This is a genomic window from Paenibacillus durus, from assembly GCF_000756615.1.
Classification (GTDB): domain Bacteria; phylum Bacillota; class Bacilli; order Paenibacillales; family Paenibacillaceae; genus Paenibacillus_AQ; species Paenibacillus_AQ durus.
Genome location: NZ_CP009288.1, coordinates 4,719,336 through 4,744,960, shown reverse-complemented (window position 1 = coordinate 4,744,960; position 25,625 = coordinate 4,719,336). Strand labels below are relative to the sequence as shown.

Genomic DNA, 25,625 nt, shown 5'->3' with positions numbered 1-25,625 from the left:
GCTCTATTTTGACTATAATGGGTATTACATGAATTTTACAAATAAGAGGGGTAAGCATGAACGGAAAAAATAAAGGGACCGCCGTCGGATTCTATACCGTGTCCGCGCTGCTCGTGCTGAAGCTGCTGGTGCTGCGGATGCTGTTCTATGACCGGATCGCCTGGGAATGGGTGCTGGCCGATGCCGCGCCGATGCTGCTGCTGATGGGAATCTTGGCTGTTGCGGTGCCAACGAGGGCCAAGACCGCCGTGTTCTGGATTTTCAATGGCATACTGTCGCTGCTGCTGTTCGCATCAAGTGTATATTTCAATCATTTCGGCTCGGTGCCGACTTATCTGGCTCTCTATGAGCTGAACCAGGTGTTCCAGATCAGGGACAGCGTGGAGTCGACGATTCAGCCTGTCGATTATTTGTTCTTTGCGGACATTGCCGTCTATGTGATTTACCGCTTGTTCCGCAGAGGGAAGACTAGCACAAGGGATACGCGCTCGTACGATGCCCAGCCAAGGTTCCGGGGCGTGTATCCGGCCGTTATCCTGGTCTCCATTATCGGAGGCGGGTCGTTGTCCGCCTATTCGATCCATGCCTCCTCAGGAATCACGAACGAGCTCGTGCAGGCGGAAAGCGCCGGCTTCCTTAATTACGAGGTCGTTGCCGCGATTCGGGAGCGTCAAAATAATGAACTGGTCGGCACCGGCGACATCAAGGATACGATCGCCAAGGTTGAGGCGCTGGAGGCCTCCTATAACTATGGAGGAGCGCCTTCCGGAACGCCGTCGGCAGCCTTTTACGGTTCCATGAAAGGCAAGAATGTCATTGTCGTGCAGATGGAGGCCTTCCAGAACTTCCCGCTGCATCAGTCGCTGAACGGGCAGGAGCTGACTCCGAATCTGAACAAGCTGGCGGACGAAGGATTCTATTTTCCCCATGTCTTCCAGCAGATCGGTCCGGGCAACACCTCGGATGCTGAGTTTATGAGCAATACGTCGATTTATCCGATCGGCTCGCTGGCAATGTCCACCGGGTTCGGTGACCGGACGCTGCCGAGCCTGCCGCGCGTGCTGAAGAAGAAGGGCTATGAAGCCTATACGTTCCACGTCAACAAGGTCGGCTTCTGGAACCGGAAGGAACTGTATGCGGCAATTGGTTTTACCGGCTATTACGATAAGCCGTATTATAAGAATGATCATTTTAACGCTTTCGGCGCTTCGGATGAACAGCTGTACCTTACGGGAGTGCAGAAGCTGGCCGAGTTAAACCGGAAAGGGACGCCTTTTTATGCCCAGTTCGTGACGGCCTCCAGCCACCACCCTTTTCAAATACCGGATTCGTTCCGAAAAATAACCGTACCGGACAATCTCGAAGGCACCATGCTCGGCGATTATCTGACCGCGATTAACTACACCGATTATGCCATCGGCACGCTGATTGACGGATTGAAGCAGAACGGATTGTGGGACAGCACATTGCTGGTGTTCTACGGCGACCATTTTGGCCTTCAGCCGCAGGATGTTCCGCCGGAGCAGGTGGAAGGCGCACTTGGGATCAAATACGACAACCGGATCAGCCGGTTCAATATTCCGCTTATCATTCACATGCCCAGCTCGGAGCAGGGGAAAAGGATCGAACGGACAGGCGGACAGCTTGATATCATGCCGACACTGGCTAATCTGCTGGGGATATCGCTGAAAAATGAAGGGGTGACGCCGCTCGGACATGACCTGCTGAATATACAGCATAATGTGCTGGGCATGAGGTACTATCTGCCTTCGGGATCTTTTTTCAATGACGACATTCTGTTCGTTCCCGGCAAAAGCTTTCAGGACGGCGACGCCGTCTCGCTGAAGACGTTACAGAAGGTCCCCGATTTTGCCGGGTATGAGCGGGATTACAAGTATATTTTGCAATGGATGAGCCTGTCGGACGAATATGTGAAGCTGCTGCCGAAACGTTAGCAGCCAGGCAAAGAGTCTGAACGATGAAGAAGAAGCTGGGAGAGAATGGATAATGAATCGATGGTTAAAACCGCATGTTCTGGGGGCAGCAGCGGGCTTCGGCCTGCTGCTTGGCCTGGTGTTCCTTGGGCCATTCATTGGAGTGGCCGACAACGGCGATTTTCTGCGAATGATGAACACGATCGGCCTGAATTATTACGATGCTTCGGAGACGTATCAAGACCGCTTTTTCAGCTACAGCCATTCCCGGTTCGCGTATGAGAATCTGTTCCGGGGGTTCTATCCCTCTTCGCAGATTTTTCTCGTGCTGGCGCCAAGGCTGCTGGGCGGACTGCTTCATGGAAGCTGGTTCGACATCCGGCTGCTGGCTGCGGTGTACGGGTTTTTGCTGCTCGCTGCGACCTGGCTGCTGGTCAAGCATAACGCCCGCGGCTCTTATATTACGGGCCTGCTGCTGGCGGGAGCGCTGCTGTTTGTCTTTTACGATATCGGCTATCTCGCATATTTCAATTCGCTGTTCGGCGAGCCGGTCTCACTTGTATTCATGCTGCTGACTTTTGCGCTGGGACTCAGGCTTGCTTTCAAGGAGAATCCGGCGGTCAAGGACTTGTGGCTCTTCTTTGTGGCCGTCTTCTTCCTGACCTGCTCCAAAATCCAGAACGCGCCCATTGGCGTCGCCTTCGCCCTGATCTTTCTGCGGTTCGCTTCGCTTCAAGGGACTGCGGGCTTCCGCAAAGCGGCGATCCGTTTCTCGGTTGCTATCTTTCTTATTTCCGTCATTATGTACGCTGCCGCGCCCAAGGATTTGAAGCATATCAATCTGTACCAGACGGTATTTTACGGCATTCTAAACGGTTCGCCGGATGTGAAAGGGGACCTTAAGGAGCTGGGGCTGCCTGAAAGATTGGAGGTGTTGGCAGGCACGAACTATTTCGAGAGCGGCACAGCGATCAAACAGGATGACCCGTCGCTCGTTCCCGATTTTTACAGCCGGATTTCACACAAGGATGTGCTGATGTTCTATCTGAAGCATCCCGGCCGTTTATTGGATAACATGCGTTATGCCGCAGCGAACAGCATGGCGATTCGCCCCTCATACCTCGGAAATTACGAGAAGGCGGACAATAAGCCTCCAGGCGCTCTAGCCTATACATACAGTGCATGGAGTCAATTAAAAAATAATGTGCTGCCGCATAATCTCGCGTTTCTGGCCATATTCTACGCTGTTTATTATGCCGGGGCCCTATATGAATACCTGCGCAGCGCGGATCGGCGGCAGCGGGTGGCTTGCGAACTGATGATGCTGCTCGGACTACTTGGCATCTTTGCATTCCTGGTGCCGATTCTCGGCGATGGCCGCGCGGATATCGGCAAGCATTTATTTCTGTTCAATGTCTGCTTCGACATGATGGCCGTAACGATGTTTGCCTGGGCAGTTTACAGATTGACAGGATGGGTTTTTGGGCGCGGCAGTTCTTACTGACGCCGTTCTAACTTATAAGCCGTGACGCATAAGAACGTCACGGCTTTTTTGCAGCATTATTTCAATAATAGTATTTGGAGACTTGATCGAACATCTCCAGCAGCTTAGGAAATGCGCCAATCTCTCTGACCGCGGCAACATCTGCATAGACCGCCGCTTCTTCATCCTGCCAGGTTATTGAACGGGGAAGGGGCAGGATGACTGCATCATTATGCCGTAAGCTGTGGACCAGCAGATCTAAGGTCCGATGCAAATAGTGACACAAGGACCCGAAACGGTTCTTGTATATCGTCTGGAGGTTGTTATAATCCGTTAAATAATCGTTAAGGACGATAAGAGTCACACGGTCAGGCACCATGGTAAGAACGAATAATTTGATCTCCATCGCTTTAGAGTTCTTTTCATAAAATCTTAAATAGTTGAAACGGGAATGCAGAGCATTGCCCTGGAAAATCGGATGCTCCTGGTGGTAATTAATCACCGCGTCATCATGGATGAATATCGCTCCTTTTCGGGCGGCGCGATAACCAAGCTCCCAGTCTTCCCAGCCGAATCCCTCGAAATCTTCCTCGAAGCCGCCAATTTCATCAAAAAAACGCTTGGTCATTGAGACGTTATTCGTGATCAGATTCAACCAGGCGTAGTGAAACAGTTTAAATCTGCTGCCATAGGTCTGCAGTATGATTTCGAAGAAATCGTTCTTGCTGCTCCACTGGTTAAGATGGCCGGGATCGAACATCAATTCAAAGGGGAGCAGCTGCACCGGTGTCTGATCCCCCTGTATAAATCGCTCAATGATAGGCGCGGCGATCGGATGGCCGGCATATAATGCGTTCATAGCCGACTTCTGCTCCGGAGAATATTCCGGACCCGTCATCGTATAAATGCATTTCCAGCGCATGGCCCCGGATACAATCTTTCGTTCTTCGCTTTGATGGTGGCCTACATGGGTCATGATATAATCCGGCCCGCATATCATCTCGGCATCCACAAACAGCAGGGTGTGCCCTACGGCAATGCTTGCGCCGATGTTCCGAATCTTGGATCTTCCTCTGCTCTTAAGCTGCTGCACATAAATAAATGAATATTCCGGATAAATCGAGTAATAAACGACAGGCGTAGGATCCGTAGAGCCGTCATCCAGAAAAATAACCTCCATCTCCTGAAGCGGAAACTGCTGCCGCTCCAAACTCAGCAGGGAGAAATAGTTCGAAGGGCAGCGGTTATAGGAAGGCATAATCACGCTCGCCGAAAAATATCTTTTAATCCCCCTGAACACCGCAATACCTCTGCCCGGATCGCGGTAAAAATAGAGACCGGCCTCATCGCCGTCCAGGCCCGAGAACATATGAGCTTGGATCTCTTCCTCGTTCCGGGCCGCCGACCATAAGCGAAACTCCCGGACCTGGCCTTTAAAAGCACCGTACATATGTCCTCCAAGGCCGAGGGAGGGAATAACCCGTTCGACATTGGTGGACATGCTTTCGTTCTTTACCCAGGCTCCGTTAATATACAGCCGCAGTTTCTTGTCTTCGCTCACGACGGCCACATGCTGCCATTCCGAGAAATCATGCGCGAAGACGAGCCTGGCGGGAAGATGATTTACTGAATGCTCGAACACCGAGATGCCGTTTGTGCCCACGGAGATTCCGCAGCCTGCAGATCCTGCCGGGTAGAAATCCGGGCCAACCAAATATTTTCTTCCATGTATGCCGTCGGCCCCTGTATTCCGTTCTTCATCCAGAATTTGTTCCTCTTCCGCTCTTACCCAAAATTCATAAGTGAAGGTATTGCTGAATTCGCAGGTCCTCTGAAACTTAATCCATTCGTTGCCATCAAAATGTAATGTACTTCCTTCATACATGTACAATCCCTCCTATTTTCCCCAATACTCTGAGATGGCTAATTGATACAGAGAGAGATAGCCGTCGACCATTTTGGATACCGAGAACCGTTCTGTGACATAGTTTCTTAATTGATCAGGGGAGTAGGGGGCTTCATAATAGTAAAGCTTTCCTGCCATCTGTTCGAATGACTCGCACATCATCTCGGGTAAGAACTCCAGTATTTCCGGAACGGCACCCTTCGAGAGAGCAAGTACAGGAGTCCCGCAAGCCATCGCCTCAATCAGCACAAGCCCGAACGGTTCCGCCCACTGGATAGGAAAAAGCAGGCATTTAGCATGCTTTAACAAATCCTGGCGGACTCTCCCGCCGACCGGGCCGACAAATTGGAGCAGGGGATTGCGGTTCAACCGGGGAGAAATCTCATGGAAAAAAAGCTCTTCATCATGGAGCGGTCCGGCTATAATGAGCCGCTGTCCGGTCATTTCCGCAAGATCCATTGCTTCGAGAATTCCTTTTTCCCGGACTACTCTGCCCATAAAGAGCAGATAATCTTCTTTTTCATAGCTGAACTCATATTCTTCAGGAACAATACCGTTGTGCACATCGAATCCGTATCCGCCGCCTATCGCTTCCCTGGCACTGCGGCTTACATAGATTGGAAAATGGACGGGGTTGTAGACCGGCAGATGAATGGTATGCACTAACGGAACATTTACTAAAGCACGGCTAAGCGCAGAATCGAAGGTATGGTCATGGATAATGTCGATGTTTTGCGGCAGATTTTCCATGAGATAAGAGCCGATGGCATCATCTCCGTAAAACGGGTAGCCCACTACGGTTCCCCAAATATGACTGCCGGTTGGAGCATAGAGAATAACTTCATGTCCCCTCTGGGCTAGCCCCTGGGAAAGTTCATAGATTATTCGTTCGGTTCCTCCATCTCTGAAGGGAGGGACCGTTTCATGATTTGGCGCGACTTGCAGAATTCTCATGGAGAACCCTCCTGTACTTAAGCATTTGTGTACGGACTAAAACATCATATGATTTCCTTTTCGCCGCTGCATACGGAGTCCGCCTATAACGCTATTAAATAATCCTAGTGCCCAGACCGGTCAAAATATGCGGATTTCCCGGTGCAACTGTCCATATCTATAGCTCTTCCGCAGGAATCTATTGTAAGAGGAGGAGGATATGGATGGCGAACCTTTCTGTCCTGATGCCGGTCTATAACGCATCTCGCTTTCTTGAGCACGCGGTGGAGAGTATTCTGCAGCAGAGTTATACCGATTTTGAGCTGATCGTCATCAATGACGGATCAACTGACAACAGCCTGGAGATTCTTGAGCGATATTCCGATCCCCGTATCAGACTGATTCATAACGGGACGAACTGCGGAATTGTGTCCAGCCTTAATTGCGGCTTGAACGCCGCCTCAGGAGCTTACATTGCCAGAATGGACGCGGACGATTACAGTCTGCCGGATCGTTTCAAGGCACAGATTCAGTTTATGGATCTGCACCCCGATATCGGGGTCTGCGGTACGCAGTACCGGATAATGGATTCTCATAAGTTCGGAGGTTTCAATACCGCGCTTCCCTGCGATCCGGATATTGTTGCTTGTTCGCTGCTGATCAATTGCTGTCTGACGCACCCTACCGTAGTGATGAGAAGGCGGGTTCTGGACCAGCTTCACAGTTCGCCCTATGACTCCAATTACCAATACGCGGAGGATTATCATCTCTGGGCCAGGCTTTCCGCAATCACTCGCATAGCCAACCTGAATCAATGTTATTTGCATTACCGCTATCATGATCAGCAGCTCAGCAGAACCAAAAGCCTGGAACAGATCTGGCAAGCGGATCGGATTCGTCTGGATTTATTACACGGGATGGGACTTGATCCCACAGCCGAAGAATGGGCGCTTCATCTGAATTTATGCCATATGAGGAGCTGCGGCCGATCCGAAAGGGAATGGACCCGGAAAATATTTTTCCAGAATCTTCTTGTCCGAAGATATGATCAGGTCGCGCTGATGGATGTGCTGAACAGTGTATTGAGAGGATAATTTTCACGTAAATCCTGAAAGGGGATGTCCGGGATGAAAGCAGTAATTCTGGCAGGCGGCTACGGCACGCGCATCAGTGAGGAATCGCATCTGCGGCCGAAGCCGATGATCGAGATCGGCGAAAAGCCCATTTTGTGGCATATCATGAAACTGTACTCTCATTATGGAATTAACGACTTTGTGATCTGTCTTGGCTATAAAGGCAATGTAATCAAGGAGTATTTTTCCAACTATTATCTCTATAATTCCGATGTCACTTTCGATTATGCCAATCATAACGAAGTCTTGATTCATCAGCGCAAGGCGGAGCCGTGGAAGGTTACTCTGGTGGATACGGGGCTCGAGACGCTGACCGGAGGGAGACTGAAAAGGATTGCCGAGTTCATCGGGGACGAGACGTTTATGATGACTTACGGTGACGGACTCTCTTCGATTGATCTTAACGCTTTGCTTAAATTCCACCGCAGCCATGGCAAATTCGCCACGGTAACCGTAACCCAGCCTCCAGGGAGATTCGGAGCGATGCAGCTTAATGACCAGCAGCGGGTTGAGGCTTTCCGGGAGAAGCCTAAAGGTGATAACTCCTGGATTAATGCGGGCTTTTTTGTGCTCGAGCCGCAAGTGTTTCAATATATCGAGGGAGACAAGACGGTATTTGAGCAGGAGCCCTTGGAAAATCTCGCGCGCGATGGCCACTTAATGGGTTATCCATTCGAAGGCTTTTGGCATCCGATGGATACGCTACGAGACAAGAATTATTTGGACCAATTATGGAAATCGGGGAATGCTCCGTGGAAAAAATAAACTTTTGGAAGGGTAAAAAGGTGTTTCTTACCGGCCATACGGGCTTTAAAGGCTCATGGCTGTCCATTTGGCTGCACCAGCTCGGAGCGGAAGTCACCGGCTACTCCGATGCGCCTCCGACTGATCCCAGCCTGTACGAATGCAGCATGGCCGGTCAGCTTCTGACTTCAATTACGGGAGATGTCCGGGATGCCGGCCGCCTGCAGAGGGCAATGCAGGCTGCCGATCCCGATATCGTGCTTCATCTTGCTGCACAGCCGCTCGTCAGGGAATCGTATCAGCGGCCGGTGGATACGTATGCGGTTAATGTGCTGGGAACCGTACATGTGCTCGAAGCGGTGCGCCAGAACAACGCCCAAGGAGGCAGAATTAAGGCGGTCGTTAACGTTACAACGGACAAATGCTACAGCAACAAGGAATGGTTCTGGGGATACAGGGAAAATGACAGGCTTGGCGGCTTTGATCCTTATTCCAACAGCAAAGCCTGCTCCGAGCTCGTCACTGCTTCGTATCGCGATTCCTTTTTTAACCCCAGCCGGTATGAGGAGCATGGAGTGGCCATCGCGTCCGCAAGAGCGGGCAATGTGATCGGGGGAGGAGATTGGGCCGGTGAACGGCTGATCCCGGACAGCTTCCGGGCCTTTTGCAATCAAGCTCCCCTGGTCATTCGAAGTCCGCATTCGGTGCGCCCCTGGCAGCATGTACTCGAGCCGCTTGGCGGTTATCTGCTGCTGGCTCAGCGGTTGTATGAAGAAGGAGTGCGGTATGCCGAAGCCTGGAACTTCGGGCCGGAGGAGCAGGATGCGCAGAGCGTCGAATCGGTGGTCAGCCGATTCTGCCGGTTATGGGGAGAGGGAGCAGCCTATGGAGTTGTGCCTGATGGTAAGCTCCATGAAGCTGCCGCGCTGAAGCTCGACTGCTCCAAGGCAAAGGCTCGGCTGGGCTGGCGGCCCAGATGGAATCTGGATACCGCCCTGGCTCAGACCGCCGCCTGGTATAAAGCTTATTTGAATGGCGAAGACATGCTGGAGCTGTGCCGTGCACAGATTAGGGAGTTTGAGCAGGCTGGCGGCTGATTCAGGAGAGATTGGGGTGTCCCATACTGCCCATGGAAATGGCTGCTGGGATGCCCTTTTTATGGTGGGATTTAGGCAGGCGGACGGGTCTGCTCGAATGGAAGCAGGATAATGCAGAATACCTGAAATTGTGCATCTTTTGGTCGTGTGAGAAAATACGTTCTATGATGTACCTGCAAAACTGCACTTTTTTTCCTGTTCAGCCGCAAATTCAATCAGCACAGCCGCAAATTCCTGTAAAATCGTAGGTTTTCTCTGTGAATCAACGTTTTCGACCGAAAAAAGATGCGCTTTAGCTGTTTTGCAATGGTGCTGAACTTTAATTACATCCAACCTGACCTCGTCCCTTAATGTTGGAGCGATTGCCCTGATTCCTAGAAAAAAGCAGAAGCCAGCCAAGTCTTTCAACAACTGAAAGGCTTGCTGGCTTCTTAACTTTTAGGGGAAATCCCCTCTTTTATTGCTCAGTGAGCTGAGCGCTCCAGGCTGAGGAAGATGAGACGGATCTCCTTGCGGAAATCCTCGGCTCCCAGGTGTTCCTTAAATCCGTACCGGTCTTCCAATTTCCGTAGGGATATTTCGAACTGGTTCTCCTGCCGCGGCTCCTCCCCTTGAACGAGCAGCTGAACCGGATCGGGATACATTTCATCATGAACCTGCTTCACGCATTGCGCAGCTTCCAGAATCGTCATATGGCACGGGGAGCCAAGATTCAGCGTGTCATAGGAAGCCGGGAAGTTCGCCAGCACGGCGCTTGTCGCATTGGCAACACTGTCGACGCTGACAAAGTTTCTTCTTTGTCTTCCCGAGGAGCGGATCGTAATCGTCTTGTTATAGAAAGCTTCCCTGCACAGGCAGGCCGGAACCAGGCTCCAGCGGTTGATGGTCGGAGAAGCAAAGTGGCCGTACACATTCGTCGGCCGGATGCTGACGGCACGCAGCAGTCCTTTTCTTGCATACATTTCCGTATACAGTTCAGCTACCGCATGGTTGGCGGCGTAATCGTTCTCAGGAAGGACTGCCGATTCTTCCGTGACCATCCCTTGCAGTTCCGACCCGAGTACCTGTATAGTCGAAAAGAATATCATCTGCCGTATTTCGTTATTAACGGCAAAATCCAGCACATTTTTGGTCCCGATTAAGGAGAGCTGAATTCCTTCCCGGCCATTCTTGGAAACGATATCGTTGGCCGCCGCCAGATGAATAACGGCGTCTCCGCCGATGCGGAGTTCGGGAAAGCCGCCCGAGAGCACATCCGCCGCAATATCTTCATAGGCTGTTCCGGCATCGGCTGCATGCTCCGGCAGGCTGCGGAATATCCGTACCACCTCATGGCCTTCCCGGCGAAGCTGCTTGCACAAAGAGCTTCCGATAAATCCTCCCGCTCCAGTCACAATATACCTCATTCCGTATCAAGCCCTTTATTTTGCGAAATGAACATATCGAGCGTAGGCAGATTCTTGTCTTTGTCAGAGAGAATTGGAGTTTCCGTCGGCCACTGCACAGCAATTGTCGGATCATTCCAGCGGATGCCGCCGTCTTCTGCGGGGGAGAATTTCCGGTCTACTTTATACTGTACGGTGCAATGATCGCAGAGCGTGCAGAAGCCGTGGGCGAAGCCGCGCGGAATATAGATCATCGCCAGGTTGTCATCGGACAGCTCAATGCTGTCCCACTCTCCGAAAGTCGGTGAACCTTTCCGCAGATCTACAAATACATCCAGCACGGCACCGGTAGCGGCTCTTACGAGTTTGGCCTCTGAACTGGGGGAATATTGGAAGTGCAGTCCCCGGATCGTCCCTTTGCTGACCGACACCGATTGATTCTCCTGGACCCAATGGCGGTGGATGCCGTAATCGGCGAAGATAGACTCGTCATAGGTTCTCATAAACTGTCCCCGATGATCGCTGAGCGGAGACAGCCGGATTTCATACACGCCTTCCAGCCTTCTTGGAATAATCTTCATCCTTGATCTCCTCCGATCTTAAGGGCGATTGGTCCATTGGCCGAGGAGCCTATGATGCTCGCCTCATCGCCAAGAATGCCGGCAATGACGGCCTCGCCGGTGCCGCTGATTGTGACATCCCGCAGCAGAATGCTGTGCTCAATGCGGCATTCCTCCAAATTGGCCCCCGACATGACCGAAACATAGGGGCCGATCGTGCAGTTCTTGAATACGCAGCCGGGACCGATGACCACCGGAGCATGAACCGTGCAATTGACAAGTGTGGATTCCCAGGAAATGTCGTTCTGTTCTCCGTAAAGCTCATCCATCATCCAGTTGTTGGCCGCAAGCCACCGCTCTGAGGTCCCTACATCGGAGCAGTGCTCCCGGGTTATCGCATAGGCAACCCTTTCTCCGCTGTCGATCAGCCGCTGTATGGCGTCCGTTATTTCCAGCTCTCCCCGGTCAGAGACCGTCAAGGCTCGGATGTAATCAAAAATTCCAGCTTTAAAGGCGTAGCTGCCGACGACCGCAAGATTGCTTTTGGGGAATTTCGGCTTCTCTTCCAGCGCGATAATCCGGGTTTCATTGATTTCCGCAACACCGAACTGCTGCGGATTCTCAACGTGAGTGAGCAGGATGCAGGCGGCCGAGTGCTTGAGCTGGTCAATCAGCGTCTTGAGGGGTTCTTTGATCAGGTTGTCGCCGAGAAGCAGAATGAAATCACTCTGTCCGATGTAATCCTCAGCTGCGGCCACCGCATCCGCAATACCCCTCGGCACTTGCTGGTACAAGTAAGTCAGGGATACTCCGAATCGTTCTCCGCTGCCCGCGGCGCCGCGAATCGTCTCTTCCTGGGACGGATGGATCACGATTCCGATCTCATGAATACCTTCGTTGGCCAGCTTTTCAATCGCATAGAACAAAATCGGTTTATTAGCGACAGGGAGCAGCGTCTTCGGCCTAGTAAGTGTAAACGGTCTTAGGCGGGTGCCTTTTCCGGCGCAGACGATCAGCCCCTTCATATTCCTCCGTCTCCCTCGCGGGAGCCGTATCTGGACAGGAAGGGATCGCGGCCTGACTCAAAAGCCTGAACGTCGCTGCCGTATGCTTTCCTTTCTTCTGCGGTTACCCTGCTGCCATCCAGATAATAGTCATAGCTCCAGGGGACCTCGGAAAGTTCCTCTTTGCCCATCGCATCCATCTCCTCCAAATAGAGCTGAAGCAGCCGGTACAGCGGGTTTCCACGGTCGGGAATCCACTCGTTCATACAATATTGCAGCATCCCGTGCAATCCGGAATAGTGGTAGCATACGAAAGGAATATTATTTTCCAGCCAATACCGCCCATTCTCCTCCCGGACAATCTTCCGGCAGCGCTCATGCAGATTCCAAGCGGCGACATTATACCCCGGATGCTTCCATACCTTGACGTTAAATAAAGCCGGAGCCAGGTCCACCCATTTCTGATCCACAAAAAAGGGAGCGTTATAATAGCAGTAGCTGTACAGCCGCTGTCCCCACCATTCCAGAAAGCGCATCGTTTCCTCCGATCTCCGGAGCGCCAGAAAGCCGGTATTAAAAATACCGTGATGCAGATATCCGAGAGGCTCGCCGTTAGGTTCGATCCGGTGAGGGGATAACAGAATATCATGATGCTCCAGGGCGGCCAACAGATCGTCGTAGGGAGCATAGGCGATGATATCTGTATCCATGAATACGACATTCATCTCCTCCGGATGCCGGTCAAATAATAAACGGAGAAACGCCGGTTTGATGGAGGTTACCCCCTCAAGCAGACTGTATTTAAAGATACTTCCTTCAAACCGGGGAATTCCCAGATCCTTGGCAAGAACAACCTCATCAAACCACGGCACGTTAAGCGCCGCCGGATGAATCGTCCGTTCCATCAGGCAAATGACAACCCGGGCATACGGCATGTGGTATTTGGCTGCTCTTGCCATCATTTTTGCCTCGTGCAGGTTATCGGCACAGGTCACCGAACAAATAATCATGGAGTGCCTCCTTGTCATAATCGGGATTAGAAATCACTGTGGTTTGATAGCGTGAAGGGATTTGCCTCAACCAAATGGTCTATTTTTGCCGCTCTATAGCGTAATTTGGTCTCATCGGCAATCTTCTCCCCGCTGTAAAAGTAGTCGTAGCTCCAAGGCAGGGCAGGATGCTGGAGAGACAGCCAAGCCCAATTTTGCTGATATTCGTTCCACATTTGTCTATAAGTCCCGTCATGGGGAGTATAGGTGTCTATGCAGCTGTCCAGCAGTCCCAAAAAGTTGCTGAAGTTCGCGCAGCGAAGAGGGGTGTGGTTGGTTAGACAGTATTCATCGCCGGCGCGAAAGAGCTGTCTGCCGTTCTCATGCAGATTCCAGAATGCCAGATTGTACCCCGGATGGCGAAGTATGCCCGTATTGAAAAAAGCGGGTGCGAAATTCAGATAAGGCTGATCGGTAAAAATTCCGTTTGGCTGTCCGCCAAAATCGCCTGCAATGATCTTCATCCACCAATCTGCGAAATTGCGTCCTTCCCAGGAGTTCTTCACGGCCACAAGACCGCTGTGAAAGGTGCCGTCCTGCAGCGTGCCGATTTCGCGGGTACAATCCCAGGCGTCCGAAGGCTCGAGGTGATGGGGGGTTAAGACAACATCGTAGTAGCTAAGCATGTGTTCGATCTCGTCAAACGGCTTAAACACATACATCTCCGGATCGAGATAAACAATATGCTCTTCCGCCGGAAAGGCTTCAAGAAGATAGGTTAACAGCTGCCCCTTCATTGCCGCGCCGCATTGGAGTGAATTAAACTTGAATATATATCTGTCAAAATCATGGAATCCGATGTAGCCGGAAATTTGTCTGGCCGTAAAAATCCAGTCAATGTCCGGCAATGGTCCCACTGGACTCTCTTCTACAAGGCAGACTAGAACTTTGGCGTCAGGCATTTGCCGTTTGACTGAGCCTGCCATCAGCCTGGCCTGGGCTAATCCGGACGCATTAACTACCGTTCCGATAATCACGGGTGGATCATCCTCCTCAATACTGAAATCCGAATACTGCAGTATATAGGTTGAATGCGTAGACCGGCACGGCGTCTGTCTCTCTGAATGGACTCTTAATAAATTCAAGGTTTATTAATTGACCGCTGGCGAGTAATAGATTAGTATTGTGATATACTAATATTTGGATGTTTAGTAAATGTCTTGTTGGAGGTGACTCTATTGATCAGCAGTGCTACGATCCGATGTGAAATGGAAACTTATATTCGGGAGCAGGGACTTACCATGCAGAGCTTTGCGGAGCAGGCCGGTGTCAATCGGGGAACCTTGAGCGCCATCATCAACAGAAATCCCCCCCGCAAAATATCCGTGCGCGAGCTTGATTTGATAACCAAAGGCATGGGTCTGCCCGAAGGGGAGCTTTACAGTCTTTATGCCGAGGAGTGCTTTATTCAAGCTGTTCCGCATTGGCGGCGGCTCAAGCCTTTTTTGCTGCGCTGCGCCGAGACGGGGAAGCTGGAATGTATTGGAAAAGTGCTCGAAATGCTGCTGGACAACTTGTCCCATATCGGGGAAATTTTCGCTACCGCAGAGCAGATGTACGAGCAGGGATACCAAGATGCTTCCAAATTATTGTACCGATGCGTGATTGAAAGCGAAAAATACAACAACTCCGAGCGCCTGGCCATCAGCCATTACCGGATGTTTCAGATAGCCATTGGAAAGGATATGGAGGCCAATTTGCGGGCGGCTTTGCAGTTTGAGCCTTACCGAAGTTGGTTGCCGGTGGAATACCGGCTTGAAGCGCTGGTTGAATTACTTCGAATTTATTTTTCCGTACATAATTGGAAACAGTTTGAAATGTTATCAGATGAGTTGATTGATCTGGCCCACACGGTTTATAGGGAGTGGAAAGATGAAACGGGATTCTTAAGTTCTTCCAAGGGAGAACCGATTCGGCTGCGAAAATCGTTAATACGTTACTTTGGACAGGGGTATCTTTGTAAAGGAACCGCGCTTCAAAAAATGGGGAAGTATGAAGAGGCCGGTAAGGCGATTGCTCTCTATGCCGATTTAAGCTGGATCGGACCGGAAAATGCTGAAGAAGAGCAGGAAGTGCAGCAATTCCGCGATTGGGCCCAAGCTAATTTATATACTTTAGATGTCCTTATGGGAAAACAGGAAATCTTGGATGAATATGCTGATTTTCTTGGCAATCACCCGGGGGAAGTTCTGTCGGGACTAGCGACAATAATTCAGTCTGCTAATATTTATAATTTTTCAATAGACGACATTATTTGTAAATTTACTGATGAAATTTCTGGATTTGAGAGTTATAATGATACTGTGAACCTGGAACGGCGATTACGCCTTGCCATTCAGATGTCCGTTTACTTTTTCCGCCACAGCAAATATGAAGAAGGTATTGAGAGTTGTCTTACAGCTTTAGATCTTTCCTTTAAGACCAACAATGAGACCGTTTTTGCAGAATCGGCATCGCTTCTGGAAGCGTATAGAGAATACGCCGGGCCGGCTCAGAACAGTCAATACAGAATGGTTATGGAACAGATGCGGATTAGGACAACTCTGAAATATACAATTTAAACTTAGAGGAGGATTCGGAATCGTGAAAAAAATCACAATCACTCTGGTTACTTTGTTTCTTCTGACATTAGGTACTACCGCATTTGCAGACGGAGCAAACAGTTCGCCGAAGCTGGGAGACGGAGGTTCTATTGTCCAACCACTGGATCATGGAGTGGGTGTATAATCCTCTTTTTATTTAGACAGGCCCTTATAGGGTCTATTTTTTTATAAAAATTAAAAGATTAACATAAAGAGTTTGGTTGATACAGCGAATCTTTTTATTAAATGTTTTAAGGGGGTACAGATGGAAGTTTCTGCACTTCGTAATGTAATAGAATCACATATCCGCAAAGAAGGGCTTAATCTTTATAGCTTTGCTGAACGTTGTGGTCTTAATCGAGGAACCTTAAGTGCCATTATTAACCGTAATCCACCCCGTAACATCTCGGTACGCGAACTCGATTCAATCACTCGGGGAATGAGACTTCCGGAAGGAGAGCTTTACGATCTATATATTGCAGAATGCTTGATTCGGGTTGCTCCTCACTGGCGGAGAATTCGTCCCTTCATGCTGCGCTGTGCAGAAACGAACAAACTTGATTGTCTTGCCAAAGTGCTGGAGATACTGGTGGATAACTTGTCTTATATCGGCGACATTTTTAATACAGCGGAGGAGCTTTTTAAGCTTGGACATAAGCAGGCATCTGTTTTGCTATATCAATGCGTAATCGATAGTGAAAAATATAATAATTCTGAGTCCTTAGCTATTAGTCATTATCGGATGCTTCAAATCGATTTCGGTAAAAACATGGAGACCAATCTACGTGCAGCTCTGCGGTTTGAATCTTATCTGAGCAGACTTCCGGTAGAACATCGACTAGAAGCGTTAATTATTCTGGTTAAAATATATTTTTCTACGCATAACTGGGAGCGGATTGCGATTTTGGCCGATGAGTTGCTCACGCAATCACAAGCTGTATATGAGGAATGGGAACGAAGCAAGAGAGCTTCCGTTCCTTCCAGAGTCGAACCAATCCGTTTACAACGATCATTAATTTTTTACTATGGACAGGGTTACCTTTGTAAAGCGACTGCACTGCAAAAAATGGGCAGATACGAAGAAGCCAGGAAAGCGATTGACTGTTATGCCGACTTGAGTTGGCTGGGGCCGATAAATGATGAAGATAAGCAAGAGATTCAAAAATACAAATCATGGGCCACGGCGAATTCCTACACCCAAGACATCCTGATGGGCCGTCAGGAGACGCTAGAAGCCTACGTCGATTTTTTGCGGCGTCATCCGGAAGAAATTTTGTCAGGGCTGGTTACAATCGTTCAATCTGCGAATACATATCATTTTTCGATAGACTGGATTATGAACGAATTTGCCGAGTCGATTTCTAGCTTCGATCAATTCACGGATGTAGTGAATATGGAGCGGCGGCTGCGTTTTGCCATTCAATATTCCATCTATTGTGTCCGGCGGGGAAAAATGAATGAAGGTATGGAAAGCTGCCTGAAGGCGCTTGAACTGTCCTCCACGACGAACAGCGAGACTTATTTCGGCGATTTAATCAAAGAATTTATGCATGTTCAGAAGCCGGTTTAGCGGGGTTCTTCAGTTGAAGGCGGATTATGATCTTCATCCGTCATACTCCGGCTCCCATCTGCTAGGTAGAGCCTATTTGACGTTTACATTTTTTCTTATTGTAACATTTGTTAAGTTTTTGTCGTTGGACTTTTTAGTAATAATCAATGTATATTTACTGTTATCTTTCATCACTCTCATCACTTTATTACTTTCAATTTCAGTTATTGACCAGCCTTCATCTGTAAGTTTTTTAATATATGCTTTATTCAATACTTCAAACTTCTCAGGAACTTCATAACTTTTTAGATCGATTGCCGACCTATTTTCAATTTCAGAAGCATTTTCAGGAATCGGGAGGTTGTTTAGTTCTTGAACATATTCGAATACGATACTTTCTACAGAAGAATGATTCGTTATATTTGAACATGCGTTCAAAGCTATAAAACATAATACTAATATTAATCGCATATTTAACCTCACTCAGTAGTTTTGGGCTGTACTCATCAGGGCCCGGACTTTGCCGCTAACCAATCATTTACAAATATTTTGCATGATAAAATCTATTAACAGCTTGTTGTTCTCCTGAATGGGCGTATTGGAATGAAAGAGCTTACTGATCATAACTCCGCCTTCAATGGACGTAACGATAAAATTGGCAACCCTTCTCTTATCGATATCCGGCTTAAATTCGCCTGTTTCCATTCCGTGTTCCAATATATTGGAGACAAAAGCAACGAATGCGGTTAACCCCTTCTGCGCTCTTTCCGTTAATGCCTCATGGGTGTCATCACTTTCAGCAGCGATGTTCATGACAGGGCACCCTCCGATAAAGGGCGGCGCTTCTACGACATGCTCATACACCCGGATCGCAGCTATAAGTTGATCATATGCGCGGGTATGTCCGGCTATCGCTTCCTGAAACCGGGTATTTACAATGTCTACAGCGTAGTCCAATGCTTCCAGAACCACTTCGTCTTTATTTTGAAAATGGTTATATATGCTTCCTTTTTGAAGACCGGTTTCACGCATAATATCAGAAATGGATAGTCCATGATAACCCTGAACGTTGAGCAATTCGGCCGTTTTTCGGATAATATTCTCCCGAGTCTCTGCTCCTTTTCGCATGCTGCAGCCTCCCTCTCTATTACCAATTCACCCAAGTTACCATTTGAACTATACGATGTCAAGGAAGCAAACCTCATATTTTTTTCGTTGACCGACCGGTCGGTCTTTGATAAGATGAAATCGTCCAAAAGATAGGAGGGAGCGATTAAGATGAATACCGAACTCAGTATTCCAGACAGTTCATTGTGTACAAAAGCGACAGAGCTTGTTCTGGAATTGTCCCCGCAATTTTTGTTCAATCATTCTGTAAGAACGTACCGCTTTGGAGGACTTCTGTCGCAGAGAGAAGGAATGAAGCTGGACCCGGAGCTATTCTATTTAGCTTCCATTTTGCACGATATCGGCCTGACTAAACGCTGTGACCATGGTCATTCCTTTGAGGTGGATGGTGCGGATGCGGCGGATGAGTTTCTTACGCAACACGGTTATCCCAGAGACAAGATAGACATCGTCCGTGAAGCGATCGTTCTGCATACTTCTCTGCTCGCGGAAGAAAAACAGCCTGAGATTGCTCTCGTTCATTTTGGCGCCGGGTTTGATGTTGGGGCATTCCACATTAAGGATCTTCCTTCCAGCAGCGTACAGCAAATCCTTGAAGCGTATCCCCGTCTTGGATTTAAGAAGGCTTTTGCAGAGGTATGGATGTCTGAGGCAGGCCGTAAACCCAATATGCTCGCTGACCGGGTGAACACAGAAATCGGCTTTATGGATATATTGATCAACGCTCCATTTGAAGAATAATGGCTGATAAGCCAGGGGAGAGAACCAATATGGGAGACATTCGTAAGGTCATAGAATCTAACAACCAATTGTTTGTACAAGCTGTTCAGCAAAAAAACGCTGCGGTAATCACAGACTTATATACGAAGCAAGCCATCCTGATCCCAAGCGGTTCCGCAAATATTCAAGGCAGCGAGGCTATTCATTCCTTCTGGGTTACCATGCTCAATAATGGACTGACCGATCTGGCTCTGGAAAGCAAGGAAATACAGGCCGGAGGGGAATTTCAAGTACGTGAAAGCGGAATTGCTCACTTGACGCTTCAGAATGGCGAAGAAGAAATTCATCCCACCTCCGGCTATGTGGTTTTGTGGAGACTGGAAGACGGGGCTTGGAAAATAGATATTGATATTATGTTCTAGAAATTGCATGGATCAGCGAGGTTAATGAAACATTTGGAAAAGTCAAACTGCATAGAAAAATTAAGAAGCCAGCAAGTCTTTCGGTTATAAAAATAAAGACTTGACTGGCTTCTGTTGTTCTATTATTGACGATGGATCAAAATAGACAATTGGGGCGGCCGACATCGATATGTATTGCTGTGGCTTAGGAGAAGCCTGCTTGACGCTCCATTATCAAGTAACGAGGTCAGGTTGGCTGTGAATTTAGTGTAGTGTCTTGCAAAACAGCTAAAATGCAGCTTTTTTAACCCAAAGTGTCTATTCACAGTGAAATCCTGCTACTATACAGGAATTTGAGGCTGTGCTGACTGAATTTGAAGGTGAGCGGGAAAAAACCTGTATTTTCGTAGGTATGTTAAAGAACGCGCGTTCCTACACGATCAAAAGATGCACAATTTCAGGTATTCTGCATTATCCCGCTTCCATTTGAGTGGCCCCGTCCACCTGCCTGATTCCACCACAAAAACAAAGGGCGTCCAGCAGCCATTTCCATAGCTTATGGGACACCCTCGCATAAACCTTTATTCTTCCTCCAGCAGCTCGCGCAGCATGCCCTCGCGGTCATTCATGAACGCCTTGGTCACCGCGAAATGCTCCGTTTCCTCTAAAGAAACTTCCCGGATTCCTTCCTCTTCCAACAGCCAAATATCCGCCCCCGGATAGGACATCAGAATCGGCGAGTGTGTAGCGATGACGAACTGCGAGTCGCTGCGCACCAGCTGATGCATACGGGCCAGCAGCGACATTTGCCGCAGAGGGGACAGCGCCGCTTCGGGCTCGTCCAGGATATACAGGCCGCGTCCGCCGAACCGGTGCATGAAAGCGGCGAAGAAGGATTCGCCATGCGACTGCTCGTGCAGCGATTTGCCCCCGTAAGAATCTCTGATCCTTGGGCCGGGAGAGGGCTGCTCATCGAGCTCGTCAATATATGAGGCTACATTATAGTAGCTTTCCGCGCGCAAAAAGAACCCGTCTTTCGGCCGTTTGACCCCTCTGGCGATCCGAAGATATTCATACAGGATGGAGTGTGAAGAACGGGTATTGAACGAAAAATTCAGCGTCCCCCCTTCCGGATTGAAGCCCCAGGCGGCGGCGATCCCCTCGAGCAGGGTCGATTTGCCGCTGCCGTTCTCTCCCACCAGGAAAGTAACCGGATTCCTGAACATCAGCCGCTTCAATGAACGGATCACAGGCAGGTGAAAAGGATAGGAGCGGAAGGACGGAATCTTGTTCCTAAGCAGCTCCATATGGCGTAAATACAGCTTGTCGTTCTCCATTGTCATGCTCCTCCCCGCAAGACTGCTCCGAGCCGCACTTAGACTCAGGGCCTGTATCTACCACTCTATCATCGGGAGTTCCTAAAGTCCAAGTCAGAGTCCAGGCCTAGATATGCAGCTTGTACGGTTGCCAGAGGGCATTTGCCAATTTATTGCGGTAACGGACAGGTGTCCATGAGGCGGATATCTCCGAAGCATATAACTATACTGTCATCAGATTACGACAGGGCAGGGTGAGGCTGTGAAAGCGAAAATAAAGCAGGAGCGCAAACAGGGGTACCGTGACGGCTACCGTCAGGGCTACCATCTTGGTCTGTGTGAAGCTGTGAAACAGCTCAATCCGGGTACGGCAGGTGTTCGGCGTCCCTTAAAGCTAATGTATGTCCCGCAGGGCTTCGATGCGATCGATGCCGGGGTATCGGAGGCGCTGGCCGGGCTTATTACCGAGCTGATTGTATGCCCGGCGCATGCCATGCTGGAGACCGCCGCCCGGGAATCTCCGGAAGCGGTGCTGGTTATGAATGGGCTGCATGTATTTCCGGATAACCATTTGGAGCAGATCGCGGAAATCCGCAGGCGGGGTATTTCCACTGCTATCTGGTTTGTCGACGATCCCTACTTTACGGAGGATACGTCTGTTCTTTGCCGGCATTACGATCATGTGTTCACGCATGAGCTGGGATGTGTGGAATTTTACCGGTCGCATGGAGCGGAGTCGGTGCATTATTTGCCGCTGTGCGTGAATCCGGAAATGTTCAATCCCCGCCGCATCGGCCCGGAGTATTGCTATGACATCGTTTTTATCGGCAATGCTTTTTTCAACCGGACCGAGCTGTTCGACCGCCTGGCCCCGATGTTGATTCGTCACCGTACGCTGATCGTCGGCGGATTCTGGGAGCGGCTGAAAAGATTCGATATGCTGTCTCCTTTCATCCACAAAGGCTTTATTCCGCCGGAGGAGACGGCGAATTATTACAGCGGCGCAAAGCTTGTCATCAATATTCACCGTCCATGGGAAGCGGGGCAGGATAACCGCAATTCATACCGGGTTCCCGCAAGATCCATCAATCCGCGCACTTATGAGATCAGCGCTTGCGGCGCGATGCAGATTACGGACGTACGGGATGATCTGGCGAACCACTACCGGCTGGGCTACGACCTGGAGACCTTCGGATCGCCCGAGGAGCTGGAATCCAAAATTGAATATTATCTGAAGCATGAGACTGAGCGGCGGAATTTCGCCTTGAGAGCTCTGCGGACAACACTTCAGAACCATACCTTTGCAGCCCGGCTGCCAAGACTGCTTGATGTGATCGACGAGGCGCGAGCGAGACATTAATTAAATAAAGGAGCGAGGTACGATGAGCAAAGATTTCATTCTTCCGGTCCCGCCGCTTCCCCTTACGCCGGCTGAGCAGGCGAAGCTGGAGGGAAGGCTGAACGGTTTCAAGAATGGCTATTCCGAAGGCTATATGCGCGGACGCTTAGCCATTCTGGACGGCCGTCCAGAAGAACCGCTGCCCGTACGCGATATTCATGTCATGTATGTCGGTTCCGGTAAAGGCTACCCCTATTCCCCGCTGGACGAAGCCGTGCTGACATCGCTGCAAAGCCTGACGGCGGATGTAACGGCAACGGATGTACATCAGAACCTGGTAGAACTGGCTGGCGCCAAACGGCCGAACTTGGTCCTTGTGCTCGACGGAATGGAACTGCCGCTGGAACAAATCGACCAGATCCGGAGAATGGGTATCCTGACGGCGATCTGGCTTACAGATGATCCTTATTATACTGATTTTACGCTGGGCATCGTGAATCACTACGATTATGTATTCACGCTGGAACGAAATTGCGTCGAATATTACCGGCAGCTTGGTTGTACGGAGGTGCATTATTTGCCGTTCGCGGCTTACCGGCCGCATTACCGCCCCACGATCTCCCGCACACCGGTTGCGCGCGAGGTAAGCTTTATCGGCTCCGCGTATTGGAACCGGGTCAATTTCTTCCGGGAAATCATGCCCCAGTTGATGGAGTTCAATACGGTTATTAACGGAATTTGGTGGGACCGCCTTCCGGATGCTCAAGCTTACGGAGACCGGATCGAGATCGGGAAGTGGATGTCCCCGCAGGAGACGGCTGCCGCTTACAGTTGTTCGAAAATCGTGATCAACCTGCACCGTTCCCATGTCGATGATGCATTCAACAACAATACACTGGCGATTTCTGCGGCTTCGCCGAATCCGCGGACATTCGAGATTGCGGCCACCGGCACGCTGCAGCTAAGCGATGTCCGGGATGATCTGGCCTCCTTCTACAAGCCAGGAGAGGAGATTGTAACGTTCAGCACACCGCAGGAGATGATGGACAAAATCCGGTATTACCTGGCGAACGAGGAGGAACGCCAAGCCATTGCGCTCAGGGGGCTGGAACGGACGCTCCGGGAGCATACGTATCCGAAGCGGGTCAATCAGCTGTTAACCATTATTTTCGGATAAATATCCGCTTCCGCTCCGATCTGCCGATTTATGTTCTTGCCGCGGGCGGTTGTCATGTCCGCTGCCGCTGCGGATCTCATACGATAAGCCAAGGCGAATCGGGTAAACATCGGACCATTTCAGAGGCTTCTGTCCGGTGCGGATCTTCGAGAGCGGCAGGGAAGTCTTTCTATTCGGGCAGCGGAACCGCAGCAGGTTCCCGCTAACGTCCGGGCATTGCATACCTAACAGGGAGGTGAGCGGCCGCTCCGAATTTATCTGTTCGGAAGCGCCAATACGCCAATGGGTGATAAAGCTGCCGTTGTCCTTTTTTCCCATGTATCCAATGACAACAGCATAACCGGCGCCGAAAAGCTGCTGCTGTTCTTCGCCCGGGAACTGTCCTCATACTTTGACTGCCTGCTTGTCGCGCCTCAGGAAGGGAAGTTGACGCGTCAGGCCCGCCGCAGCGGAATATCGGTGGAACTGCTGCCAATTCCGCTTGTGTACGGCATGTATACTCCCTATGCGGGACTCGAAGAGGACATCAAGTCTTTTCAGAACGGCAGGGAGTTCAAGGACCTTCATGCATGGCTGGCTAAGCGGCGTCCAGCTTTTGTCGTAACGAGTACCTGTGTACACGTTCTGCCGGCCATAGCCGCCAAATCGCTGGGTATACCGGTGGTATGGAAGATCAGCGAGATCATTACCGAGAACGAACACACTCCGCTAAGCATCAATCTGATCCACCGGTTCAGCGACCAAATTATCTGCATTTCACAGACGGCGGCTCTTTCTTTTACGGAGGAAATACGGGCAAGTAAAATTGCGCTGCTTCCGCCTACGTGGGACGATCAGGAGATGATGACGGCGGCGTGGAGCAGGCTGAGGGGAGAGCGGCGGCGAGAGCTGCGTATAAAGCCCGCAAATCGGCTCGTCGGTTACATCTCTTCATTTATTATCGAGCAAAAAGGACTGGAGCATTTCATCCACATGGCCATACTTGTGGCAGAGAAGCATCCGGAGGCACGCTTCCTAGTTATTGGCGAGCCGCGCGACAAGGATTACTTCAGCCGCTGCAAACACAAGGTGAAGCTGGAGGGATTGTCCTCCCGCTTTCGGTTCGCGGGCTATGAGAAATCGCTTTCGGAGTCGTACTGCGCCATGGATGTGCTGGTCGTTCCAAGCCTCGTCCGCGAGGGCTTTGGCATGACCGCCATGGAAGGCCTCGCCTTCGGCAAGCCGGTCGTCGCCTATGATTCCGGCGGACTAGGCGAGATCATGCGGGCGGTAGATTGCGGCGAAGGCCTGGTTCCGCCAGAGAACATTGAAGCGCTCGCGCAGCACGTGGAAGCCCTGCTTGCGCAGCCGGTGCTGGCGGCGACGATCGGCGTCCGGTCACGCGGCCGCGTAATTGCCGCCTACGGCCCGGCGGCATACCGTGAGCGCCTGAGCGGGCTGGCGGAGGCGTGGCGCCTCCGCTGGGCGGACGCCGCCCCGGCGGAGCCGCCCGCCGGCGATGGCACAGGCGCTGCGCCTGAGCAGGCAGCGCCGCGCAAGCGCCGCGCATCGAAGCGGCGCGGCCGTCTCCGGCGCCGGCTGGCCCGCCGCGCCGCTTCGCCGCGGAGCGCGCGGCGGGCGAAGCGCGCCAGCCGCACGTCCCGGCGGCGGCGGACATCCCGCAAGCGCCGAAGCGCTGCGGCGCGGCGCCGGTAGCGGCGCCAGGGATGCGCTGGACGGCGGGCTCGCGCTTGGCAGGGCCGCCGCGAGCCCGTTGCGCATCCGGCGCAGGGCCGCCGGGCTGCGCCGGTTTAATCCGGGCTTTGCGTTTACCGCCGTCTGGACCGCTCCTATTGGCGCTTGCCCCGAGCAAATAGAAGGAAATACTCCCTCTAATTTTTTACAGTCAAACCTTTTCAAAGTATATAGTGGAAATCCTCCGGTTAATTTCTGCATTTTCCTCAGTTCCGTTCAAATCGGCGTATTTAACGGGAGAAATTCCAGTTAATCTAAGAATCGTGCTTTAATCGGCGTGATTAGACGGTGGAAATCCTTTTAATTGGCGTGGCGCACCTTAGAAACTCCGGCTCGCCGGCAGCACCGCAGCCCCAGGAGTCCGGGTTTGGCTCATTGCCGATTCCCGGCCTGCCCTCGCATACTTCGCCGGGGTTCGCGTACGGCCTGCCTGCCGGTCCTGAAACTAAAA

Annotated in this window: 24 protein-coding genes and 1 pseudogene; 13 read left to right on the top strand and 12 right to left on the bottom strand. The window is 50.8% G+C overall.

Annotation, left to right across the window (positions count from 1 at the left end):
* Positions 1-56: 56 nt before the first annotated feature.
* Both PDUR_RS20615 and wsfD read left to right on the top strand, forming a co-directional pair.
* Positions 57-1,955, top strand: a complete 1,899-nt coding sequence (locus tag PDUR_RS20615; RefSeq protein ID WP_042207994.1) for an LTA synthase family protein — start codon at positions 57-59, stop codon at positions 1,953-1,955.
* A 52-nt stretch (positions 1,956-2,007) separates the two neighbouring features.
* Positions 2,008-3,438, top strand: coding sequence for a glycan biosynthesis hexose transferase WsfD (gene wsfD, locus PDUR_RS20610; protein WP_042207993.1), 1,431 nt, complete (start codon positions 2,008-2,010; stop codon positions 3,436-3,438).
* Positions 3,439-3,499: 61 nt separating this feature from the next.
* On the opposite strand, the gene PDUR_RS20605 is transcribed toward wsfD, so the two are convergent.
* Complete coding sequence (locus tag PDUR_RS20605; protein ID WP_042207992.1) at positions 3,500-5,302, bottom strand: glycosyltransferase; 1,803 nt, start codon at positions 5,300-5,302, stop codon at positions 3,500-3,502.
* 12 nt (positions 5,303-5,314) lie between these two features.
* Entirely contained in the window at positions 5,315-6,277 is a 963-nt protein-coding gene (locus tag PDUR_RS20600) for a glycosyltransferase (protein ID WP_042207991.1), read from the bottom strand.
* Between the two features lie 203 nt (positions 6,278-6,480).
* Between PDUR_RS20600 and PDUR_RS20595 the strand changes: the two genes are divergently transcribed.
* Genes PDUR_RS20595 through rfbG form a run of 3 tightly spaced genes read left to right on the top strand, consistent with a single transcriptional unit; the run spans position 6,481 to position 9,230 of the window.
* Positions 6,481-7,350: a glycosyltransferase family 2 protein gene (locus PDUR_RS20595; RefSeq protein WP_042207990.1), complete on the top strand. Its 870-nt coding sequence runs from the start codon at positions 6,481-6,483 to the stop codon at positions 7,348-7,350.
* A gap of 33 nt (positions 7,351-7,383) precedes the next feature.
* Positions 7,384-8,154 carry a glucose-1-phosphate cytidylyltransferase gene (gene rfbF, locus PDUR_RS20590; protein WP_042207989.1) on the top strand — a complete coding sequence of 257 codons (771 nt, stop codon included), beginning with the start codon at positions 7,384-7,386 and terminating at the stop codon, positions 8,152-8,154.
* On the top strand, positions 8,121-9,230 hold the full coding sequence (gene rfbG, locus PDUR_RS20585) for a CDP-glucose 4,6-dehydratase (RefSeq protein ID WP_042207988.1): 1,110 nt from the start codon (positions 8,121-8,123) through the stop codon (positions 9,228-9,230). The genes rfbF and rfbG overlap by 34 nt, the downstream gene beginning before the upstream one ends.
* A gap of 162 nt (positions 9,231-9,392) precedes the next feature.
* On the opposite strand, the gene PDUR_RS20580 is transcribed toward rfbG, so the two are convergent.
* From PDUR_RS20580 to PDUR_RS20555, 6 genes are all read right to left on the bottom strand, one after another.
* Positions 9,393-9,563 (bottom strand): hypothetical protein, encoded by a 171-nt coding sequence (locus tag PDUR_RS20580; protein ID WP_156130541.1) that lies wholly within the window; start codon positions 9,561-9,563, stop codon positions 9,393-9,395.
* A gap of 131 nt (positions 9,564-9,694) precedes the next feature.
* A complete protein-coding gene (locus PDUR_RS20575; protein ID WP_169744929.1) occupies positions 9,695-10,624 on the bottom strand; it encodes an NAD-dependent epimerase/dehydratase family protein in 930 nt (309 codons plus the stop codon).
* An 8-nt stretch (positions 10,625-10,632) separates the two neighbouring features.
* Positions 10,633-11,196, bottom strand: a complete 564-nt coding sequence (rfbC, locus tag PDUR_RS20570) for a dTDP-4-dehydrorhamnose 3,5-epimerase (RefSeq protein WP_042207985.1) — start codon at positions 11,194-11,196, stop codon at positions 10,633-10,635.
* Positions 11,193-12,200 (bottom strand): glucose-1-phosphate thymidylyltransferase, encoded by a 1,008-nt coding sequence (locus PDUR_RS20565; RefSeq protein ID WP_052410325.1) that lies wholly within the window; start codon positions 12,198-12,200, stop codon positions 11,193-11,195. The genes rfbC and PDUR_RS20565 overlap by 4 nt, the downstream gene beginning before the upstream one ends.
* Positions 12,197-13,189 (bottom strand): hypothetical protein, encoded by a 993-nt coding sequence (locus PDUR_RS27475; protein ID WP_052410324.1) that lies wholly within the window; start codon positions 13,187-13,189, stop codon positions 12,197-12,199. The genes PDUR_RS20565 and PDUR_RS27475 overlap by 4 nt, the downstream gene beginning before the upstream one ends.
* A 26-nt stretch (positions 13,190-13,215) precedes the next feature.
* Complete coding sequence (locus PDUR_RS20555; RefSeq protein ID WP_042207984.1) at positions 13,216-14,205, bottom strand: hypothetical protein; 990 nt, start codon at positions 14,203-14,205, stop codon at positions 13,216-13,218.
* 231 nt (positions 14,206-14,436) lie between these two features.
* Between PDUR_RS20555 and PDUR_RS30355 the strand changes: the two are divergent.
* From PDUR_RS30355 to PDUR_RS20545, 3 genes and pseudogenes are all read left to right on the top strand, one after another.
* Positions 14,437-14,547 (top strand): annotated as a pseudogene (locus tag PDUR_RS30355) (helix-turn-helix domain-containing protein); the annotation flags it as partial.
* 180 nt (positions 14,548-14,727) lie between these two features.
* Positions 14,728-15,789: a DNA-binding protein gene (locus tag PDUR_RS20550; protein ID WP_233277408.1), complete on the top strand. Its 1,062-nt coding sequence runs from the start codon at positions 14,728-14,730 to the stop codon at positions 15,787-15,789.
* A gap of 286 nt (positions 15,790-16,075) precedes the next feature.
* On the top strand, positions 16,076-17,380 hold the full coding sequence (locus tag PDUR_RS20545) for a hypothetical protein (RefSeq protein WP_156130540.1): 1,305 nt from the start codon (positions 16,076-16,078) through the stop codon (positions 17,378-17,380).
* Positions 17,381-17,452: 72 nt separating this feature from the next.
* Here the strand turns inward: PDUR_RS20545 and PDUR_RS20540 are convergent, their stop codons facing one another.
* Positions 17,453-17,830 (bottom strand): hypothetical protein, encoded by a 378-nt coding sequence (locus PDUR_RS20540; RefSeq protein WP_233277407.1) that lies wholly within the window; start codon positions 17,828-17,830, stop codon positions 17,453-17,455.
* A gap of 63 nt (positions 17,831-17,893) precedes the next feature.
* On the bottom strand, positions 17,894-18,487 hold the full coding sequence (locus PDUR_RS20535) for a TetR/AcrR family transcriptional regulator (protein ID WP_042207983.1): 594 nt from the start codon (positions 18,485-18,487) through the stop codon (positions 17,894-17,896).
* Between the two features lie 150 nt (positions 18,488-18,637).
* Between PDUR_RS20535 and PDUR_RS20530 the strand changes: the two genes are divergently transcribed.
* Positions 18,638-19,228: an HD domain-containing protein gene (locus PDUR_RS20530; protein ID WP_042207982.1), complete on the top strand. Its 591-nt coding sequence runs from the start codon at positions 18,638-18,640 to the stop codon at positions 19,226-19,228.
* Positions 19,229-19,257: 29 nt separating this feature from the next.
* Positions 19,258-19,629 (top strand): YybH family protein, encoded by a 372-nt coding sequence (locus PDUR_RS20525; protein WP_042207981.1) that lies wholly within the window; start codon positions 19,258-19,260, stop codon positions 19,627-19,629.
* Positions 19,630-20,189: 560 nt separating this feature from the next.
* Here PDUR_RS20525 and PDUR_RS20520 read toward each other — a convergent pair.
* On the bottom strand, positions 20,190-20,945 hold the full coding sequence (locus PDUR_RS20520) for an AAA family ATPase (protein ID WP_407944242.1): 756 nt from the start codon (positions 20,943-20,945) through the stop codon (positions 20,190-20,192).
* 241 nt (positions 20,946-21,186) lie between these two features.
* Here PDUR_RS20520 and PDUR_RS20515 point away from each other — a divergent pair, with 241 nt between their 5' ends.
* Positions 21,187-22,284, top strand: coding sequence for a glycosyltransferase family protein (locus tag PDUR_RS20515; protein ID WP_042207979.1), 1,098 nt, complete (start codon positions 21,187-21,189; stop codon positions 22,282-22,284).
* A 22-nt stretch (positions 22,285-22,306) separates the two neighbouring features.
* Positions 22,307-23,440, top strand: a complete 1,134-nt coding sequence (locus PDUR_RS20510) for a CgeB family protein (protein WP_052410321.1) — start codon at positions 22,307-22,309, stop codon at positions 23,438-23,440.
* On the opposite strand, the gene PDUR_RS20505 is transcribed toward PDUR_RS20510, so the two are convergent.
* On the bottom strand, positions 23,420-23,758 hold the full coding sequence (locus PDUR_RS20505; RefSeq protein ID WP_156130538.1) for a hypothetical protein: 339 nt from the start codon (positions 23,756-23,758) through the stop codon (positions 23,420-23,422). The genes PDUR_RS20510 and PDUR_RS20505 overlap by 21 nt on opposite strands.
* Here PDUR_RS20505 and PDUR_RS20500 point away from each other — a divergent pair.
* The gene (locus tag PDUR_RS20500; RefSeq protein WP_042207977.1) at positions 23,723-25,135 is read left to right on the top strand and encodes a glycosyltransferase family 4 protein; all 1,413 of its coding nucleotides are present in this window, start codon (positions 23,723-23,725) and stop codon (positions 25,133-25,135) included. The genes PDUR_RS20505 and PDUR_RS20500 overlap by 36 nt on opposite strands.
* The last annotated feature ends 490 nt before the right edge of the window (positions 25,136-25,625 follow it).